Annotated in this window: 13 protein-coding genes; 11 read left to right on the forward strand and 2 right to left on the reverse strand. The window is 34.1% G+C overall.

What is annotated here, in order from left to right:
* Window positions 1–7: 7 nt before the first annotated feature.
* The 8 genes from HMPREF2802_RS10675 to HMPREF2802_RS10710 all read left to right on the forward strand — a co-directional run bounded on the left by HMPREF2802_RS10675 (window position 8) and on the right by HMPREF2802_RS10710 (window position 9,748).
* Entirely contained in the window at window positions 8–712 is a 705-nt protein-coding gene (locus tag HMPREF2802_RS10675; RefSeq protein ID WP_070504476.1) for a DarT ssDNA thymidine ADP-ribosyltransferase family protein, read from the forward strand.
* Window positions 702–1,358, forward strand: coding sequence for a DarT1-associated NADAR antitoxin family protein (locus tag HMPREF2802_RS10680; protein WP_070504479.1), 657 nt, complete (start codon window positions 702–704; stop codon window positions 1,356–1,358). Before HMPREF2802_RS10675 ends, HMPREF2802_RS10680 begins: the two co-directional genes overlap by 11 nt.
* A gap of 179 nt (window positions 1,359–1,537) precedes the next feature.
* Window positions 1,538–4,330: a type I restriction endonuclease subunit R gene (locus HMPREF2802_RS10685; RefSeq protein WP_070504483.1), complete on the forward strand. Its 2,793-nt coding sequence runs from the start codon at window positions 1,538–1,540 to the stop codon at window positions 4,328–4,330.
* Between the two features lie 108 nt (window positions 4,331–4,438).
* On the forward strand, window positions 4,439–5,002 hold the full coding sequence (locus HMPREF2802_RS10690) for a restriction endonuclease subunit S (protein ID WP_070504486.1): 564 nt from the start codon (window positions 4,439–4,441) through the stop codon (window positions 5,000–5,002).
* A 14-nt stretch (window positions 5,003–5,016) separates the two neighbouring features.
* Window positions 5,017–6,573 carry a type I restriction-modification system subunit M gene (locus HMPREF2802_RS10695; RefSeq protein WP_070504489.1) on the forward strand — a complete coding sequence of 519 codons (1,557 nt, stop codon included), beginning with the start codon at window positions 5,017–5,019 and terminating at the stop codon, window positions 6,571–6,573.
* Window positions 6,566–7,789: a restriction endonuclease subunit S gene (locus HMPREF2802_RS10700; RefSeq protein ID WP_070504492.1), complete on the forward strand. Its 1,224-nt coding sequence runs from the start codon at window positions 6,566–6,568 to the stop codon at window positions 7,787–7,789. Before HMPREF2802_RS10695 ends, HMPREF2802_RS10700 begins: the two co-directional genes overlap by 8 nt.
* Before the next feature lie 448 nt (window positions 7,790–8,237).
* Window positions 8,238–9,197 carry a hypothetical protein gene (locus tag HMPREF2802_RS10705; RefSeq protein WP_070504495.1) on the forward strand — a complete coding sequence of 320 codons (960 nt, stop codon included), beginning with the start codon at window positions 8,238–8,240 and terminating at the stop codon, window positions 9,195–9,197.
* 23 nt (window positions 9,198–9,220) lie between these two features.
* Window positions 9,221–9,748: a hypothetical protein gene (locus HMPREF2802_RS10710; RefSeq protein WP_070504498.1), complete on the forward strand. Its 528-nt coding sequence runs from the start codon at window positions 9,221–9,223 to the stop codon at window positions 9,746–9,748.
* Between the two features lie 319 nt (window positions 9,749–10,067).
* Here HMPREF2802_RS10710 and HMPREF2802_RS10715 read toward each other — a convergent pair whose 3' ends face one another.
* Window positions 10,068–10,541 (reverse strand): JAB domain-containing protein, encoded by a 474-nt coding sequence (locus tag HMPREF2802_RS10715; protein ID WP_083307637.1) that lies wholly within the window; start codon window positions 10,539–10,541, stop codon window positions 10,068–10,070.
* 1,922 nt (window positions 10,542–12,463) lie between these two features.
* On the opposite strand from HMPREF2802_RS10715, the gene HMPREF2802_RS10720 reads away from it, so the two are divergent.
* From HMPREF2802_RS10720 to HMPREF2802_RS10735, 3 genes are all read left to right on the forward strand, one after another.
* The gene (locus tag HMPREF2802_RS10720; RefSeq protein ID WP_070504504.1) at window positions 12,464–12,895 is read left to right on the forward strand and encodes a DUF805 domain-containing protein; all 432 of its coding nucleotides are present in this window, start codon (window positions 12,464–12,466) and stop codon (window positions 12,893–12,895) included.
* 746 nt (window positions 12,896–13,641) lie between these two features.
* Window positions 13,642–14,319, forward strand: coding sequence for an LPXTG cell wall anchor domain-containing protein (locus tag HMPREF2802_RS10730; protein WP_070504510.1), 678 nt, complete (start codon window positions 13,642–13,644; stop codon window positions 14,317–14,319).
* Window positions 14,320–14,767: 448 nt separating this feature from the next.
* A complete protein-coding gene (locus HMPREF2802_RS10735) occupies window positions 14,768–14,962 on the forward strand; it encodes a DUF6007 family protein (RefSeq protein ID WP_070504512.1) in 195 nt (64 codons plus the stop codon).
* A gap of 79 nt (window positions 14,963–15,041) precedes the next feature.
* Here the strand turns inward: HMPREF2802_RS10735 and manA are convergent, their stop codons facing one another.
* Complete coding sequence (manA, locus tag HMPREF2802_RS10740) at window positions 15,042–15,977, reverse strand: mannose-6-phosphate isomerase, class I (RefSeq protein WP_070504515.1); 936 nt, start codon at window positions 15,975–15,977, stop codon at window positions 15,042–15,044.
* Between the last annotated feature and the right edge of the window lie 25 nt (window positions 15,978–16,002).

Genomic DNA, 16,002 nt, shown 5'->3' on the forward strand with positions numbered 1-16,002 from the left:
GAGAATAATGTATAAAGAAATCATCGAGAACAGAGGTATAACGAGACTTTGTCATTTTACTAAAGCTAAAAACCTACCTTTTATCCTTGGAAATGGAGAGGATAGTAGTAATGGTATTGTGGCCAATAACTTTATTGAGGATACATCGTTTTTACAAAAAATAGATGAACAGCGTTATGATCAACATGAAGATTATATTTGTACGTCAGTTCAATATCCTAACTGCTTATATTTCTCTACCGTGCAGAATAAAAGAAAGAAGGATTTATTTAGAGAATGGGTTATACTAGAAATTGATCCTAATGTCATAAATGATACAACGAAATTTTGTCCGGTCAATGCAGCGACCAAGGGTGGACGTCTGATTGAAGCGGGAGAAGAAGGATTTGAAAGTCTTTTTGCCGGAATGGTAGAAGGTAAACGCACGATACAACGTAATATGTTTAGACCATCTAATCTGCCAACGGATATCCAAGCTGAAGTATTAATATATGAGAGCGTTCTCAAGGATTATATTAAAGGAATTATCTTTCCAAATGAAACACGTGCATTTCAAGAGTGTGTAAGACTAGATCTTTGCGGCATAGATGTTGAAAACTATGAAATTATCTGTTCAGAGGAAATGTTTGATAGAAAAGAGCTACTTAGTCATTTAGAAATGGGAGAAATTCCAGAAGAAAGAATATTAGAGAGGGAAGAGTATGGCTTATAGATATGTTTATTATGTTGATGAAGTAACAGATTCTTTCGAGAAAGAACAAGTTGCATTTAAATGGTATCCAGGATTTGCAATCGAACAGAAACAAAAAAGCATTGAAAGTCTGCATATGAACTTTATTAAAAAGCAACCCAGATATAATATATTAGAAGTCTCCAGCAAGTCTAAATTGCCTTTAGGTAAAGAGGCAAGTTCCTTTAATTTAACTATGCGAACTAAACAAGGGAAGAAATACACTTTAGAACAAGTCTTTCAATCTAGTAAGGTATATAAAAAGGCGGGAAGTCAAAATCACTTGTTAGCTAAAGGCTACAGTTCTAGAGAAATGAAGAAAATATTAAAAGAAATAAATAAGAATGACGAGATTGTCGCATTTGAATGTTTCAATCAAGAGTTTCCTTTAGAGCCTAAAACATTATTTTATAATTGGATATATGTTAATACATTAGCCCAAAATAAAGAAATAGCTAAACAAATATTAGAATATGATGCGTTTACCGATATAGAATTTAATCCGAAAAAGGCGATTAATTGTCAGGCAGAGGCTTGCTCTATTTTCGTATCGCTTTCCAGACAGAATAAGTTACAGGAAGCTTTAACAGATGTAGAGACCTTTAAAAAGATTGTATATAGGGAATAGTGGAACGTGATTTTTAGTGGATAAGGCACCTTAGTAGTGAGGTGTCTCTTTTATATTTATGCGATACATTTTCCTCGTAAAAATTCTCCAATTTACCTATATCTAATCCCTAAATATATTAATAAATTGGCACGTAATATGATACATTATAAGTAAGAATGTATGAAAGAGTGAATGTCATGGCTTATCAAAGTGAACACGCATTGGAACAGGAATTAATGGGGCAGTTGAAAGGTCTCAAATATGAGCCTGTAAAGATAAATAATGAAGAAGAGTTGTTGAATAACTTTAGACAGATATTGAATGAACGTCACAAAGATAAATTGAATGGTCAGCCGCTCACTGATCGTGAATTTCAACGTCTTTTAACTCAAATTAACGGTAAAAGTATCTTCCAAAGTGCGAAGATTTTGAGAGATAAGTTTCTTCTCAAACATGATGATGAAAGTGAACTATATTTATCGTTTTTTAACACGCAAAAGTGGTGTAAAAATAAGTTTCAAGTGACGAATCAAGTAGCGGTGGAGGATAAGTATAATGCGAGATATGATGTCACTATTCTCATTAACGGCTTACCGCTTGTACAAATAGAACTGAAACGTCGCGGTGTCGACATCAATGAAGCATTTAATCAAGTGATGCGTTATCGTAAGCAGAATTATACAGGTTTATTCCGCTACATCCAGCTGTTTGTCATCAGTAATGGAGTAGAAACGCGTTATATTTCAAATAATGATGGTGAAATTTACAAAAGTCACATGTTCTACTGGAGTGACAAAGAGAACAATCGTGTAAACACACTGAAAGACTTTGCGGAAACGTTCTTACGTCCATGTCAATTAGCGAAGATGGTCTCACGCTACATGATCATCAACGAAACGGATAAGTTACTCATGGCGATGCGACCATACCAAGTCCATGCGGTTGAAGCGTTAGTGGCGCAAGCGACGGAGACGAATAACAATGGCTACATCTGGCATACGACGGGGAGTGGGAAGACGCTGACGTCGTTTAAAGCGAGTCAGGTGTTGGCGCAACAGGAGGATATTAAGAAAGTCATCTTCCTCGTCGATCGTAAGGACTTGGATAATCAAACCGAAGAAGAATTTAACAAATTCTCTCACGGAGCGGTGGATAAAACGAAAAATACTAATCAGCTTGTTCGCCAGCTTAATGATAAAAGTTTACCGTTGATCGTCACAACTATTCAAAAAATGTCTAAAGCAGTTCAGAACAACGCACATCTCTTAGAACAATATAAGAATGACAAAGTCGTGTTTATCATCGATGAGTGCCATCGTAGTCAATTTGGTGATATGCATCGCATCGTACGTCAGCACTTTAACAATGCGCAATTCTTTGGTTTCACTGGTACGCCACGTTTCGAAGAGAATATGAGTCAAGACGGTCGTAGTACGGCAGACATCTTTGGTCGTTGTCTTCACACATATCTCATTAAAGATGCAATTCATGATGGAAACGTACTCGGTTTCTCAGTCGACTATATTAATACTTTCAGTAGTGACCAATTGCCGACAGATGAGAACAACGAGTTAGTCGAAGCGATTGATACAGATGAGGTGTGGCTCGCGGATGAGCGTATAGAGATGATTGTGCGACACATTTGTGCGAATCATGATAAATACACGAGAAATCGCCAATATTCTAGTATATTAGCGGTTCAAAGTATTCCAGCTTTGATTAAATACTATGAGATGTTTAAAAAAGTTAATAAAGAGATGGAACGTCCTTTGAAAGTGGCCGGCATTTATACGTACCAAGCTAATGAAGATGATAAAGAAGGCGCGCAAAAGTACCACTCTCGTGACAAGCTAGAAGAGATGATTGCTGATTATAATCGAAACTTTAATACGAACTTCGACACTGACACTTTCTCAGAGTATTTCAACCATATTTCTAAAAATATGAAAAAAGGTGTTAAAGATAATAAAATAGATGTTCTCATCGTTGTAAATATGTTCTTAACTGGTTTCGACAGCAAAGTACTTAATACGCTGTATGTCGACAAGAATTTGAAATATCATGATTTGATTCAAGCATACTCACGTACGAATCGCGTTGAGAAAGAGACGAAACCATTTGGTAAGATCGTGAATTACCGTAATTTAAAAGAAAACACTGATGAGGCCTTACGTATATTCTCTAAAACGGATGATACAGACCGTGTATTAATGCGCAGTTATCCTGAATATAAATCAGAATTCTTAGATGCTTTGAAAGAGTTGAAGCAAATCGCGCCAGATCCTCAATTTATGGACCAAGTTCAGGATGAGGAAGGTAAGAAATCGTTCGTAGAAGCGTATCGTTTACTTTCTAAACTCGTCTTGCGTTTGAAAGCCTTTGATGAATTTAATTTCACAGAAGACGAGTTGGGCATGAGTGAGCAAGAGTTTGAAGATTATAAGAGTAAATACTTTGCGATTTATGATGAAGTGAAGCCAAAAGCAGGTCAGAAAGATAAAGTTTCAATCTTAAATGATATCGACTTTGAGATTGAAATTTTAAGAAATGATACAATTAATGTTTCTTACATTCTTGACCTTGTCCGTAACATTGATTTGAAAAACCGTGCCGAGCAACGTCGCAATCGTGAACAAATTCGTCGTATCTTAGATACTGCTGATGATCCAACACTTCGTTTGAAACGCGATCTCATTCGTGAATTTATTGATGATGTTGTACCGCATCTTCATGAGGAAGAAGATATCGATCGCGTGTATATTGATTTTGAGAATAAAAAGTTACAGCGCGAATTTGAGGAATTTGCGGATACACATGATATTAATGAAGATCAGCTCATCGATCTTACTTCAGAATATCAATATAGTGGAGACGTGAATAAAGACGAACTCAACGCTATGGTAAAAGGTATGCGCTTGAAGACAAGAGTGAATACTAAGAATGCGATTACGTCGTTCGTAGAAGAAGTATCAGAGAAATATAGCGTTTAAAATAAGAAAAGGAGATTTCGTAATAAATTATTATTGCGTTATCTCCTTTTTGTGATATACTAAGTTTAGTAACAAAGAAATAAAAGTATATTACGAGATGGTGATGCGATGAAATTACAAGATTATGCGACGATTAGTGCAGGCACATTAACTTCACGGTTAAAGGAAGACGAGGCCGGAACCACTTATAAGCTTTATGACAATCAAGACTTTAATCGAGATAGCTTTGAAGTAAGTAAGGGAAGCGGCATACCGAAATATTATACGTTGGCGAATGATAGTTCAAAAGAACTCGTAAAGCCTGGAGAGGTGGTCATTAGTCTCACAGCTCAGAAAGCCGCAGTCGTTCAAGACGCTACAGAAACATATTATCTTCTGACCTTTAACTTCTGTAAAGTAAAGCTCAATGAGAAGTTAGATGCCCGATACTTCGTCTATTGGTTTAATCATTCAAACGAGGCACGGCGTCAAATTCACAGAGACGTTCAAACAGCAACACAGATCAAAAAAATATCAATCAACAGCCTTAGAAATTTAGAAATTAACTTTCCGCCTATCGAGGAACAACAGAGAGTCGGAAACGTCTTCGAACTCTTTTACAAAAAAAGACTACTTGAATCAAAGAAAAATAAATTACAGGAACAGTATTTGTTAGCACAATTACTTAACTAAATGGAGGATAAATTATGTCAGTAACTGAAAAACAACGTCAGCAACAAGCTGAATTACATAAAAGATTATGGTCAATCGCAAACGATTTACGAGGAAGCATGGATGCGAGCGAATTTAGAAACTACATTCTCGGACTAATCTTCTATAGATTCTTGTCTGAGAAAGCAGAGCAAGAAGCACACGAAGCATTATCAGGTGAAGATGTTACGTACGAAGAAGCGTGGGAAGACGAAGATCTTAAAGACGCGCTCAAAGAAGAACTGCTTGATAGTGTAGGCTACTTCATCGAACCTCAAGACTTATTTAGCCACATGATCAAAGAGATTGAGAATCAAACTTTCGATATTGAACATCTTTCTAACGCGATTCGTAAAGTTGAAACGTCTACGTTGGGTCAAGAAAGTGAAGAAGACTTCGTAGGACTCTTCAGTGATATGGACTTAGGTTCAACACGTCTTGGTAACACAGTTAAAGATCGCACAAACCTCATCGCGAAAGTCATGGTACATCTATCTGAATTACCATTCGTACACAGTGATATGGAGATCGATATGTTAGGTGATGCGTATGAATTCTTAATCGGTCGTTTTGCGGCTAACGCGGGTAAAAAAGCAGGGGAATTCTACACACCTCAACAAGTGTCTAAGATTTTAGCAAAAATCGTCACTCATGGGCGTGACAAATTACGTAACGTCTACGACCCAACATGTGGCTCAGGTTCACTGTTACTACGTGTAGGCAAAGAAGCGGAAGTTTATAACTACTACGGTCAAGAACGCAATAACACCACTTACAACTTAGCACGAATGAACATGTTATTACACAACGTGCGTTACGAGAACTTCGACATTCAGAATGGCGACACGTTAGAGAATCCAGCATTTGAAGGAGATCAATTCGAAGCGGTCGTTGCCAACCCGCCATACAGTGCGAAATGGTCAGCTGATAGTAAGTTTAACGACGACGAACGTTTCAGTGGTTACGGTAAACTCGCGCCTAAATCTAAAGCAGACTTCGCCTTTATCCAGCACATGGTGCACTATTTAGACGACGAAGGTACTATGGCGGTCGTACTTCCACACGGCGTACTCTTCCGTGGTGGAGCAGAAGAAACAATTAGAAAGTATTTAATTCAAGAGAAGAACTATTTAGACGCAGTGATCGGTTTACCTGCCAATATCTTCTACGGTACTGGAATTCCTACATGTATCTTAGTCTTTAAAAAATGTCGTGAAGCAGACGATGACATCTTATTTATTGATGCTTCAAATGACTTTGAAAAAGGTAAAAATCAAAACAATTTAACAGATGAAAACGTAGAAAAAATTATAGAGACGTATACAAAACGAGAAACAGTTGATAAATATAGCTATAACGCTAAATTGGAAGAAATTGAAGAAAACGACTATAACCTCAATATTCCAAGATATGTTGACACATTCGAAGAAGAGGAACCCGTCGATATCGATCAAGTTCAAAAAGATTTAGCACAAATTGATAAAGAAATCGCAGAAGTCGAAGAAGAAATCAATGGATACCTAAAAGAATTAGGAGTGTATAAACATGACTGATGAACAGAAAAAAGTGCCAGAACTGCGCTTCCCAAAGTTTAGTGGCGAATGGGAAGAGAAGAAGTTGGGGGAAGTAAAATTAGAATCTATGTATGGTATTAGTGCTTCTTCAGTTCCCTATGATGGCAAAAATATTTATGTGAGAATAACAGATATTTTTGATGAATCAAGACAACTTAATACTCAAAGCATAACATCACCAAATAAAATTAATGATAATTATTTATTAAAAGAAGGGGATATAATATTTGCTCGTACTGGAGCAAGTACTGGTAAAACCTATATTCATAAAAATTTTGATGGTAGTAAAAATTATTATTTTGCCGGATTCCTTATAAAATTCTCATTTGATAATAAAATTGAGCCTGAATTTATATATCAATATACATTTACTAATAGGTATAAGAATTGGGTTTCAGTAATGTCTGTAAGATCAGGTCAACCAGGTATTAATAGTAAAGAATACAATAAATTATCGGTGCATATTCCAAAGCTTAAAGAACAACAAAAAATCGGTGATTTTTTCAGTAAGCTAGATAGACAAATTGAGCTGGAAGAGCAAAAGCTAGAGAAGCTGGAGGAGTTAAAGAAGGGATATATGCAGAAGATCTTCTCACAAGAGTTGCGGTTTAAGGATGAGAATGGAAATGATTATCCAGAGTGGGAAGAGAAGAAGTTTAATTACTTTATGAGCGTGCCAAACGAATTAATAAAAGGAAAGAATATTAGTCCTTCTCAGCTTCTTACTGTAGGTTTACACTGTAAGGGTGTATCGAAATATCAAAATACCAGAACTTTGAAATTAGGCGCTACAGTATACTATCAACGATATAAAGGTCAGTTTATCTATGGTAAGCAAAATTTCTTTAATGGAGCATTTGATATTATTCCATCTTATTTAGACGGGTATTATAGTTCTGGAGACATACCAGCATTAGATCTTGATTACAATCTAATAAATAAAGAGTATTTATTAGCATATATTTCGAGAGAAAACTTTTACAAAGCGATAAAAGCTTTTTCTACTGGCACAGGAAGTAGAAGAATATATGAAAAAACATTACTAAATTTAAAGTTAAATTTACCATTTCTTGAAGAACAGAAAAAAATAGGTGATATTTGGAAACAATTTAATAATGAAATATATAGTCATAGTATACTAATAAGTAAACTCAAAGAAAGAAAGAAAGGTTATTTACAAAAAATGTTTGTTTAAACTGTTCTAAATATTGACAGTATATTATAAAGATGAGACAAGTGCTTTTAAATCTATATAGAAACTCATTATTGTTTTAAGAAAGAGGCCAAGTAGAATATTAACTAGTATAAAGTTTCTTATTAGTTAAAAAGTAAGAGATTTTATCGCGTCCAGAATTCAATTTATAAATGTCAAAGAAAGTATCTTTGAGATAAAGTAGAAACAAATATTTCCTGATCAAACCGTAAAATTTAATTTAAAAGCAATTAACATGAAATCTGGTGTCTAAACCTTTCATATCAGAGAGAAAAGATCAAAATTATTTATTCTCCTATAAGGTTACGCTCTTTCTTATTCATATAGAAGTAGCGATTTATATATGATGACTTTGATGTAACATAGGCATTATAATTGAGTGACTCATTTCAATATTTACATTTAATATAATGAAAGAGGTGTTGAGTGGATGGACAAAAAGGTAAATTTTTACATACCTATTATATATTGTAATTCTGAGCCTACCGCAACCCCGATTAATAGTTTTATCGACCATATTAATAATTTTGATGTCGAAGAACGAGAGACAAAGATTGATGGAGAATATTATTCTATTATAAAATTTAGAACTCAGAATGAAAAAAACGATATAAAAGATAATTATTTATGCATGGGTAGATATAGAAGTAAAAAACCTAAACAAGGTGAAAGAGGTACAGATAAACTAGATGATATAGATTTCGATATAGTGGAGCCCATTTCAATTTATCATTGTGATGTAAATAATTTGTTTATGTATGAGTATAATCATTTTGGGCCCCGAAAAACTAAGATTGAAAGATATTTTTCATCTTTTTTAGTTGATAATAATGAAGAAAAATGGGAGTTTAAATTAGTACCAATTGAAAAGACTTTTAATATAGATGAATTAAGACAAGCTGAACAAATCAAATTTATAGAAATGAGCTTTAGTTTAAATGATAAGTTAAAAGATTTAGATAGATTAGATGAAAATAATACTATAAGTCCTATTACTGAAATGATGAGTGCAATAAGTAACTTTTTGCAAAATGATGGTGGTAATTTAGTAGACATTAAGATTAGTAATGGGAGATTTTCTAGAAATCAGTTAGATCAAGAAACAATGATGATTTTTATAGAGTTAATTTTACAAAATAATTTAAATGAAGAGTTTGCTAAACTTAACGTAAGGTATAAACTTGATAATGGAGAAATTAAAACTGTTAATTTGAGTGACTATGGATTTTACACTTCAATAATTAAAAGAGAGGAAGGGTTAGATGGTTGGGAATATATAGTAGACAAAGTTGAAGAAGATTATCATGAAAATCATTACAATATACTGAACAGAAAAGTAAGTAAATATTTAAGTGGATTAAAATACATTGATAGAATATATACATTTTAAAAAGTGTAAAATGAGGCATTTGAATGAAAAAAATTTGGGTTTTAATAGAGAAATATCTTCTGTTTATATTTTTTGTGTTATATAGCTTAATTTATTGGTTTCTTGGTCATAACAACATATTAAATTCTGTGTTTAAATTGATCATTGATAAAAGAAATGATGTTTTAGTAAATGTAGCTTCAATATTTATTGGAATGTATATATCGATACTATTAATATATCCTAGTTACATGATAGGAGGAGGATTAGATAAATTAAGTAAGAAAAATTACCTGATTTCAATTAGATATATAATTATAGGGTTATTAATTTCTTTTGTATATATATTATATTCTGTATTAGATGGTTTATTTTTTGAATCTGTGTTTATACATTCTCTTATTTTATTAATGATGTTTCTTTCATGTATAAGAGTGTCACTGTTCGTAGTTGTATGGTTACTTTATGACATTTTAAATAAAAAGATGAAAGAAAACAAAGATGTTGATTATAATAAAAGAGTTTATGAAAGATTAAAAAATATTGAAGAAGTTTTGAAGAAAAAGAAATGATATATATCAATAATTAGTGAATTAATATCAATCATTTTACTGATTTTTACTGTAACCTAATCTTACTATAATAATGGTTATTTAAAAAAGGATAGTCTATCTAAGTAGGCTATCCCTATTGTTAATCAATTAAAGCTACCATATATCATAAAAGGAAAGTAAAGGAACTGATAACTAGTAGCTTACTCAATATCAAATTTTGTTAACCAAGAACTTATCTCGTAACCTAATCTACCTATATCCTTCATGCTTAAAAGGTGACCTTAAGAAAGATAAACCTTACGTGAACAGTAATCTTAATATAGCTCCAGTTACCGTTCTATTCATCTTCATCCGTTGGCAAAAGGTCGTGATTAAAGATAGGGGATTCTTGCAATATAGAGTAATAGTTCTCCCCACTGTATATGATATGATCCCATAAGTTGATCTGCATGATATGACATACCTGCTTCATAAGATGTGTCATTTCTATATCTTCAACAGAAGGGATTACGTAACCACTCGGGTGATTGTGCGTAATAATAATACTTGCCGCATTTGAAAGGATAGCGACTTTCATTAGTTCACGCGGATGGACAGTACTATGACATAGATCTCCTATAGCGACGATTTGTAAATGAGTGGGTTCGCATCTCGCATTCAAGCATATTATTGAAAGGTGTTCTCTGTCGCGTTCTCCAAGATAGTTTTGTACGATATCCACTGCATCTTTTGTGTTAAGTACTGCATTTTTTTCGAAAATAATTGTCTTTATATACTTTAGTACTACATCTACTATTTTGATTTTCTTCATTTTAATGTGCTCCCTTATCATTTGCTGAGATTTCTAATTTTTATACGTTGTTTTTTCACTTAAGCGCTACACTTTCAAAGTTAAATGTACATTTGATTATCTCTATTAAGATGTTTTCTAGATTTATGATTAATTGTGTTTAAAGAATAACTAATTTCATCTTGAGCAACCTCTACTAAAGCCGTTCGTGTAAGATAAATGGCACTTAAAATGCGTGTTGTTAAAAAAAGACAGCCCCACACATTAGGGCTGTCTCGCACTTTAGTGATTAGAAATGCTTTGCACAATTAATTTTATAAACCTAACCGGTAAATATATCGGTTTAAAAACATTACTTAATATTAATTACCATCAGTGATAGGTTAGAGTATCAGGGTTTCACTGAAAAGATAACTTTTATAAATACTTGAATAGTATTTATAAAGGAAGGAAGTAGCCCATTGAACCAGGCTATCCTCCCTTTTTAGTTATCAAAACACTTTGTACACTTATTTTTATAAACCCAACCATTAAATATACGGGTTTAAGAACAATTACTTAACATTAACTTTCACAAATATAAGTCATAGTATATCGTATGAGGTACATATTCAATGACGAGTATTTATAAACGCGTTAACTGTAATTTTTAAGGAGGGGGATAGCCTAGTGTTATAGACTATCCACTCCTTTTCATCTAATGAAACTTAAATTATTAATACATACTTATACATACAACAAGATAATACTTAAAACACTTTACCCATGTATCTCTTCTGAAATCACCAACGCTACAGGAATATTTAACGGGCCTCTCCTGTATTCTCGAGAGATACATACTTTCCTTAATGAGGTTATTGATGAATAAATAAACGCTTTCCTTAATGATGTTGATTCTAGTTGTCATAGAAAGCTATTAAATTGTAAATCAATCGTTATTTGCTGAGTGCGACGGTTCATCTGAAAGTTGTTAAAGTGGAAGTTGAGGATAAATATTCATGATGTTCTAACAGGGGGAATTTCCACTATATATATCGAGATCTATAAGATTTAAACAATTTATTTGCTCACATAGTTTAGATTATTTAAGAGGTATCTCGATGATAGTGTGACATTACCCTTCAGATGTTTGTAAGTTGAAGTTTGAGAGTGTTGAGGTACATAGATTCTTAAGAAGATGAGTTTCACCGTTAAATATTCTCATATAATCTTCTTAAGATCTTTTAAGTTTTTATTCTCCGATGTCACTTTGGAGAACTTCTCTCTTGAAGTCAACTTCAACTATCTCTAGTTATTAATATATTTTTTTCTGAGATGGGGGAGTTCAGCTCCTTCTGTGATGTATTAGGAATCAAACGCTTTGCGCTTTATAGGACCCTTTCGATTGATTCCTTAAGTCTATAATACAATATCTTGGCTAAAAATCTAGTATCAATTTTACTTATAAATGAAATATGGTAAATTTAGTGCGCTATTATATCATTTTGGTGGAAAATTTCGAATACTTAAAGTTTTCACTTTAATTCTATTCATATAGTTCAATTTTACTACTTGAATAGTGAAATTATTAGGTTATAAGGAGATTTTGTTAATAATTTATGGTAATTATGATGATAATTTTAACTTCTTAAGAAGTAGTTGAGAAAGACAATAAAAATATCACGTTTTGAATCATTTAGATTGTGATTTTTTCACTTAGATTCAAACTTATTTTACCATTTTATCCGTAAAAGTATAGTGAAAATTTAAAGAAATCACTGCAAAAATGAGGAAAGAACTGAAATAACTAAAATGATAAGGAATGAATAGTTTTTAACTATCATTTAATATTTAAGTTGAAAAGGATATAAAAGTTATGTAATGCTTATAGTAAGAAGAAAATGATGTGCAGTAGGTCTATGAAGTAGCAACAATATATTAACGACAAAGGTGGGTAGAGTAGTATGAATGCATATCGCTCATTCTGGCGACGCTACTTTGACTTTAAAGGTCATTCCACGCGAAAAGAATACTGGGTGCCGACGCTGGTTAATATAGTGATCATGGCTATATTGCTTGTGTTGATTTATGCCAGTTCAAGTTCTAAGTTGGTTTGGCTAGTAAATACTCTCTCAGGAATTGTTCTTATATTTGTAATCGCGATGATTATTCCACAAATTGCAGTACAAGTGCGACGATTACATGATATTAACCGGAAAGGGTTTCTCGTTTATTTAAATCTTGTCTTAGTATTAGTTGAATCCTTTCCAAGAGAAGGTTCAGTACTCGCTACAATCATCAACTTCATAGGTTTAATCATAGGTATATGGCTATTTGTCTACATGTGTTTGGGTACGCGAGAGCACGTTGAGAAAGAAAATCGTCTATGGATTTAACGAGGTCACACCATGCGTGTGATCTTTCTTTGTGGTGTGGGGATGTGGGGGCGTTGTTTAAGGACGGAGAAGAATTGACTATATTAAATAACCATGGGCGATGATTTAAGAAAATGTGAAAAAACGAGTTGTAGAAGTGAAGCATGGAAGTGCGAATCGATATTTGAGAAAGTGTTTGATTGAAGAGCGGATGTGCGTTAGGTGAGTGTAAGTGTGGATGTGCGATGGGAATTATTATTGAGCGAGTGTTCGAAGCTTCGATTTGCGTTGATAATTATTTGAGAAAGTGTGAAAAGGCGATTTGATGAAGTGCAGTTGTGCGTCGGACATTTATTGAGAAAATATGAAAGGACGAATATATGAAATCTCTTTTTTACGCTGTGAACGTTATTAACTATTTGATATTAGTGGCTCTTCTGATTATTAATTATCATAATTTGAGCTATAGCGGGCTAAATATCGTCACGTATTTTATGGCAGCTAGTCTCGTGTTGTTGGTGATTTCGCTGGGGTATTATTTCTATGCGAAGAAAGATGTGGGTCTTGTTAGTATGTTTATTAATATCGTGAATCTATGTTTAATAGGGCCGATGTTGTTGGTGTTCTTGTTTTAAGATACAGGACATTTTACCTAATCAATTAAGAATAAATTACAGAAATTAATAATTTCTACTGTAAATGACATAATATGTCGCCTCTATTCGTTATACTGCAAGTGTAAATTTATCTAAATGGAGGGTCATTTTATGAAGAAATTAGGTATCACTTCAGCAACAGTACTTACAGGAGCTCTCATCTTTGGAGGCGCAGGTGCACATGAGGCTCACGCTGCGAACTACGATACGGTCACAAAGGACAACGCAACGGACATCGCAATCCAAATTGGTGCAGAGAATGGTCATAATGCGGGTGAAAAGAATTTCCTAGAGCCTAAAGATGAAGGTGACTATATCGAAGTTCCTGCAGCTAACAAGTCTATGCATGGTTCAGCGGACTACCACGTTTATAAAAATGGTGACGTTAAATATCGCTATGGTGCAGTAGAGGATTTCAAGAAAATTGGTCATTATGATTTAGTTGAGAAAAAAGACTCTAATGGACAAAATGGAGCTGCGCAAGATACGCAAAGTAATGGCGGTCAAGCAGCTGCGGATAATCAACAAAATAGCGGTAACCAAGCAGCAGGTAACACTCAAGAAAATAGCGGTAACCAAGTAAAAGGTGATATGCAGCAAGGTCAATCAGTAAATCAAAGTGCGATTGACGAAAATGCACAACAAAACGCTAATCAACAACAAGGTGTGCAGAAAGTTGAATCTTTACCAGATACAGGTAAAGAAAATTCAGGAATGACTATCACAGCAATTGCTCTATTAATGACAGGTTTGGGCTTAATTAGTTTCAGAAAACGTAAAGATGCATAAGGTGAATTGAGTTTGGTTCGTTTCTAATGTGTGGACTCCCCCTAATTACTTAAACATAGTTTGAGTGATAGGGGGGGAGTTTTTGTGTGGGGGAGAAATATTTGGCGGTGGGGTTAAGAATTTGTGGTCGAATATGCCAGGGGGCAGAGTAGCGCATATTGGCATGAGAGATTTTGCGGTAGAGTAACGGGTGGGATAGGTCGAGAAAAGGAGAGGAAATTAACATTAAGTGGAGCTCGATATTTTAGTTTATTAATGGGGGTGGTTCTTATATAATAAGGCTAGAGGTTTTAGGTATAACTGATTCATTTTAGTACTCAGTAATTTTAGGTATAACGTAATTAGCAGCGCCCACTCATACTGCTTGAGTGAGCGCTTCAATTCGTAGATTGTTCTCATTTACTATTATCTAAATCATATTCTGACTAACTAATCTGGAGGCCCTACAATGAACTTAAAATATTCACTTACCTATCTAGGTTGGTATGATTTAATATTTTTAGTACCTATGTTCTTCTTATTCGCATATTTACCGACGTACAATGTATGGAGTATTTTATTAAATGTGATCATCGTAATCTTCTTTAGTATTGGATTAGCGACAATTACGCATATAGTTATAGGTTTAGTGGGGAAGAAATAAAAATGTAACTCTATCTCCTCCAACAAAAAAGAAGCGAAACTCCAAAATCTCCTCAGTTTCGGTTTCGCTTCTCAATATATTAGCTATAGCTCACGATAAAGGTTAATTGACCTTTGAAAGTGATATTTTTATCCTCGCTTGTCAGAATGAAATGAGTGCCTTTTTCAATATCAAAGTTTGTACCATCGACTTCGATCACTCCGTTACCTTCAATCACTGAAATCAGGCAATAACTGTGTGGTTTCTCGTAATTTAAACTTTCCGCCATTTTCCATTTACCAACTGTAAAGAAATGGTTTGAGACAAACTCTGTATAAGTATTTTCTCCGTATTTAGTGACTTCAGGGGTAGTATTAGGCGTTTTATTACTAACATCAATTACAGCTTTACTTTCTTCAAGATGCAAGTCGCGTTTATTACCATCTTTATCTTTACGATCATAGTCATAAATACGATAAGTCGTATCTGATGATTGTTGGGTTTCAAGTATCATGATACCTTCGCCAATCGCGTGGACAGTGCCAGCTGGTACGTAGTAGAAATCGCCTGGCTTCACTTTAACGCGATGGAATAAGTCATCGAATGCTTGTTTATCAATGAGTTCTTCAACTTCTTGTTTACTATCAGCATCTACACCGTAAATAATTTCTGCATCTTCTTTGCAATCTAAGATATACCAACATTCAGTCTTGCCACTTTCACCAGCGTGTTGGCGCGCGTAGTCATCATCAGGGTGAACTTGTACGGATAGCTTGTCATTGGCATCTAGTATTTTAGTCAGTAAAGGGAAAGCGTTACGTGAATCATTATCGAAAAGTTCACGATGAGACTCCCACAGTTGATCGAGTGTTTCTCCTTTATAAGGGCCGTTAGTTACACGATTGGGTCCATGAGGATGAGCAGATATTCCCCAACACTCACCAGTTGAGTCAGTAGGGATATCGTAGCCGAATAGCTCCAAGTTACGTCCGCCCCAAATGCGTTGTTGGAAGACGGGTTCTAGAAATAGTGCCATAAATTGTACTCCTTTCTGTCATCTT

The sequence above is a fragment of the Staphylococcus sp. HMSC071G07 genome (assembly GCF_001811435.1).
In the GTDB taxonomy this organism is placed as follows: Bacteria; Bacillota; Bacilli; order Staphylococcales; family Staphylococcaceae; genus Staphylococcus; species Staphylococcus pettenkoferi.

What these genes read in the sequence shown, in the direction of transcription:
- HMPREF2802_RS10675 (WP_070504476.1), top strand. Translation starts at nt 8, where the DNA reads ATGTATAAAGAAATCATCGAGAACAGAGGTATAACGAGACTTTGTCAT.
- HMPREF2802_RS10680 (WP_070504479.1), top strand. Translation starts at nt 702, where the DNA reads ATGGCTTATAGATATGTTTATTATGTTGATGAAGTAACAGATTCTTTC.
- HMPREF2802_RS10685 (WP_070504483.1), top strand. Translation starts at nt 1,538, where the DNA reads ATGGCTTATCAAAGTGAACACGCATTGGAACAGGAATTAATGGGGCAG.
- HMPREF2802_RS10690 (WP_070504486.1), top strand. Translation starts at nt 4,439, where the DNA reads ATGAAATTACAAGATTATGCGACGATTAGTGCAGGCACATTAACTTCA.
- HMPREF2802_RS10695 (WP_070504489.1), top strand. Translation starts at nt 5,017, where the DNA reads ATGTCAGTAACTGAAAAACAACGTCAGCAACAAGCTGAATTACATAAA.
- HMPREF2802_RS10700 (WP_070504492.1), top strand. Translation starts at nt 6,566, where the DNA reads ATGACTGATGAACAGAAAAAAGTGCCAGAACTGCGCTTCCCAAAGTTT.
- HMPREF2802_RS10705 (WP_070504495.1), top strand. Translation starts at nt 8,238, where the DNA reads ATGGACAAAAAGGTAAATTTTTACATACCTATTATATATTGTAATTCT.
- HMPREF2802_RS10710 (WP_070504498.1), top strand. Translation starts at nt 9,221, where the DNA reads ATGAAAAAAATTTGGGTTTTAATAGAGAAATATCTTCTGTTTATATTT.
- HMPREF2802_RS10715 (WP_083307637.1), bottom strand. Translation starts at nt 10,541, where the DNA reads ATGAAGAAAATCAAAATAGTAGATGTAGTACTAAAGTATATAAAGACA.
- HMPREF2802_RS10720 (WP_070504504.1), top strand. Translation starts at nt 12,464, where the DNA reads ATGAATGCATATCGCTCATTCTGGCGACGCTACTTTGACTTTAAAGGT.
- HMPREF2802_RS10730 (WP_070504510.1), top strand. Translation starts at nt 13,642, where the DNA reads ATGAAGAAATTAGGTATCACTTCAGCAACAGTACTTACAGGAGCTCTC.
- HMPREF2802_RS10735 (WP_070504512.1), top strand. Translation starts at nt 14,768, where the DNA reads ATGAACTTAAAATATTCACTTACCTATCTAGGTTGGTATGATTTAATA.
- manA (WP_070504515.1), bottom strand. Translation starts at nt 15,977, where the DNA reads ATGGCACTATTTCTAGAACCCGTCTTCCAACAACGCATTTGGGGCGGA.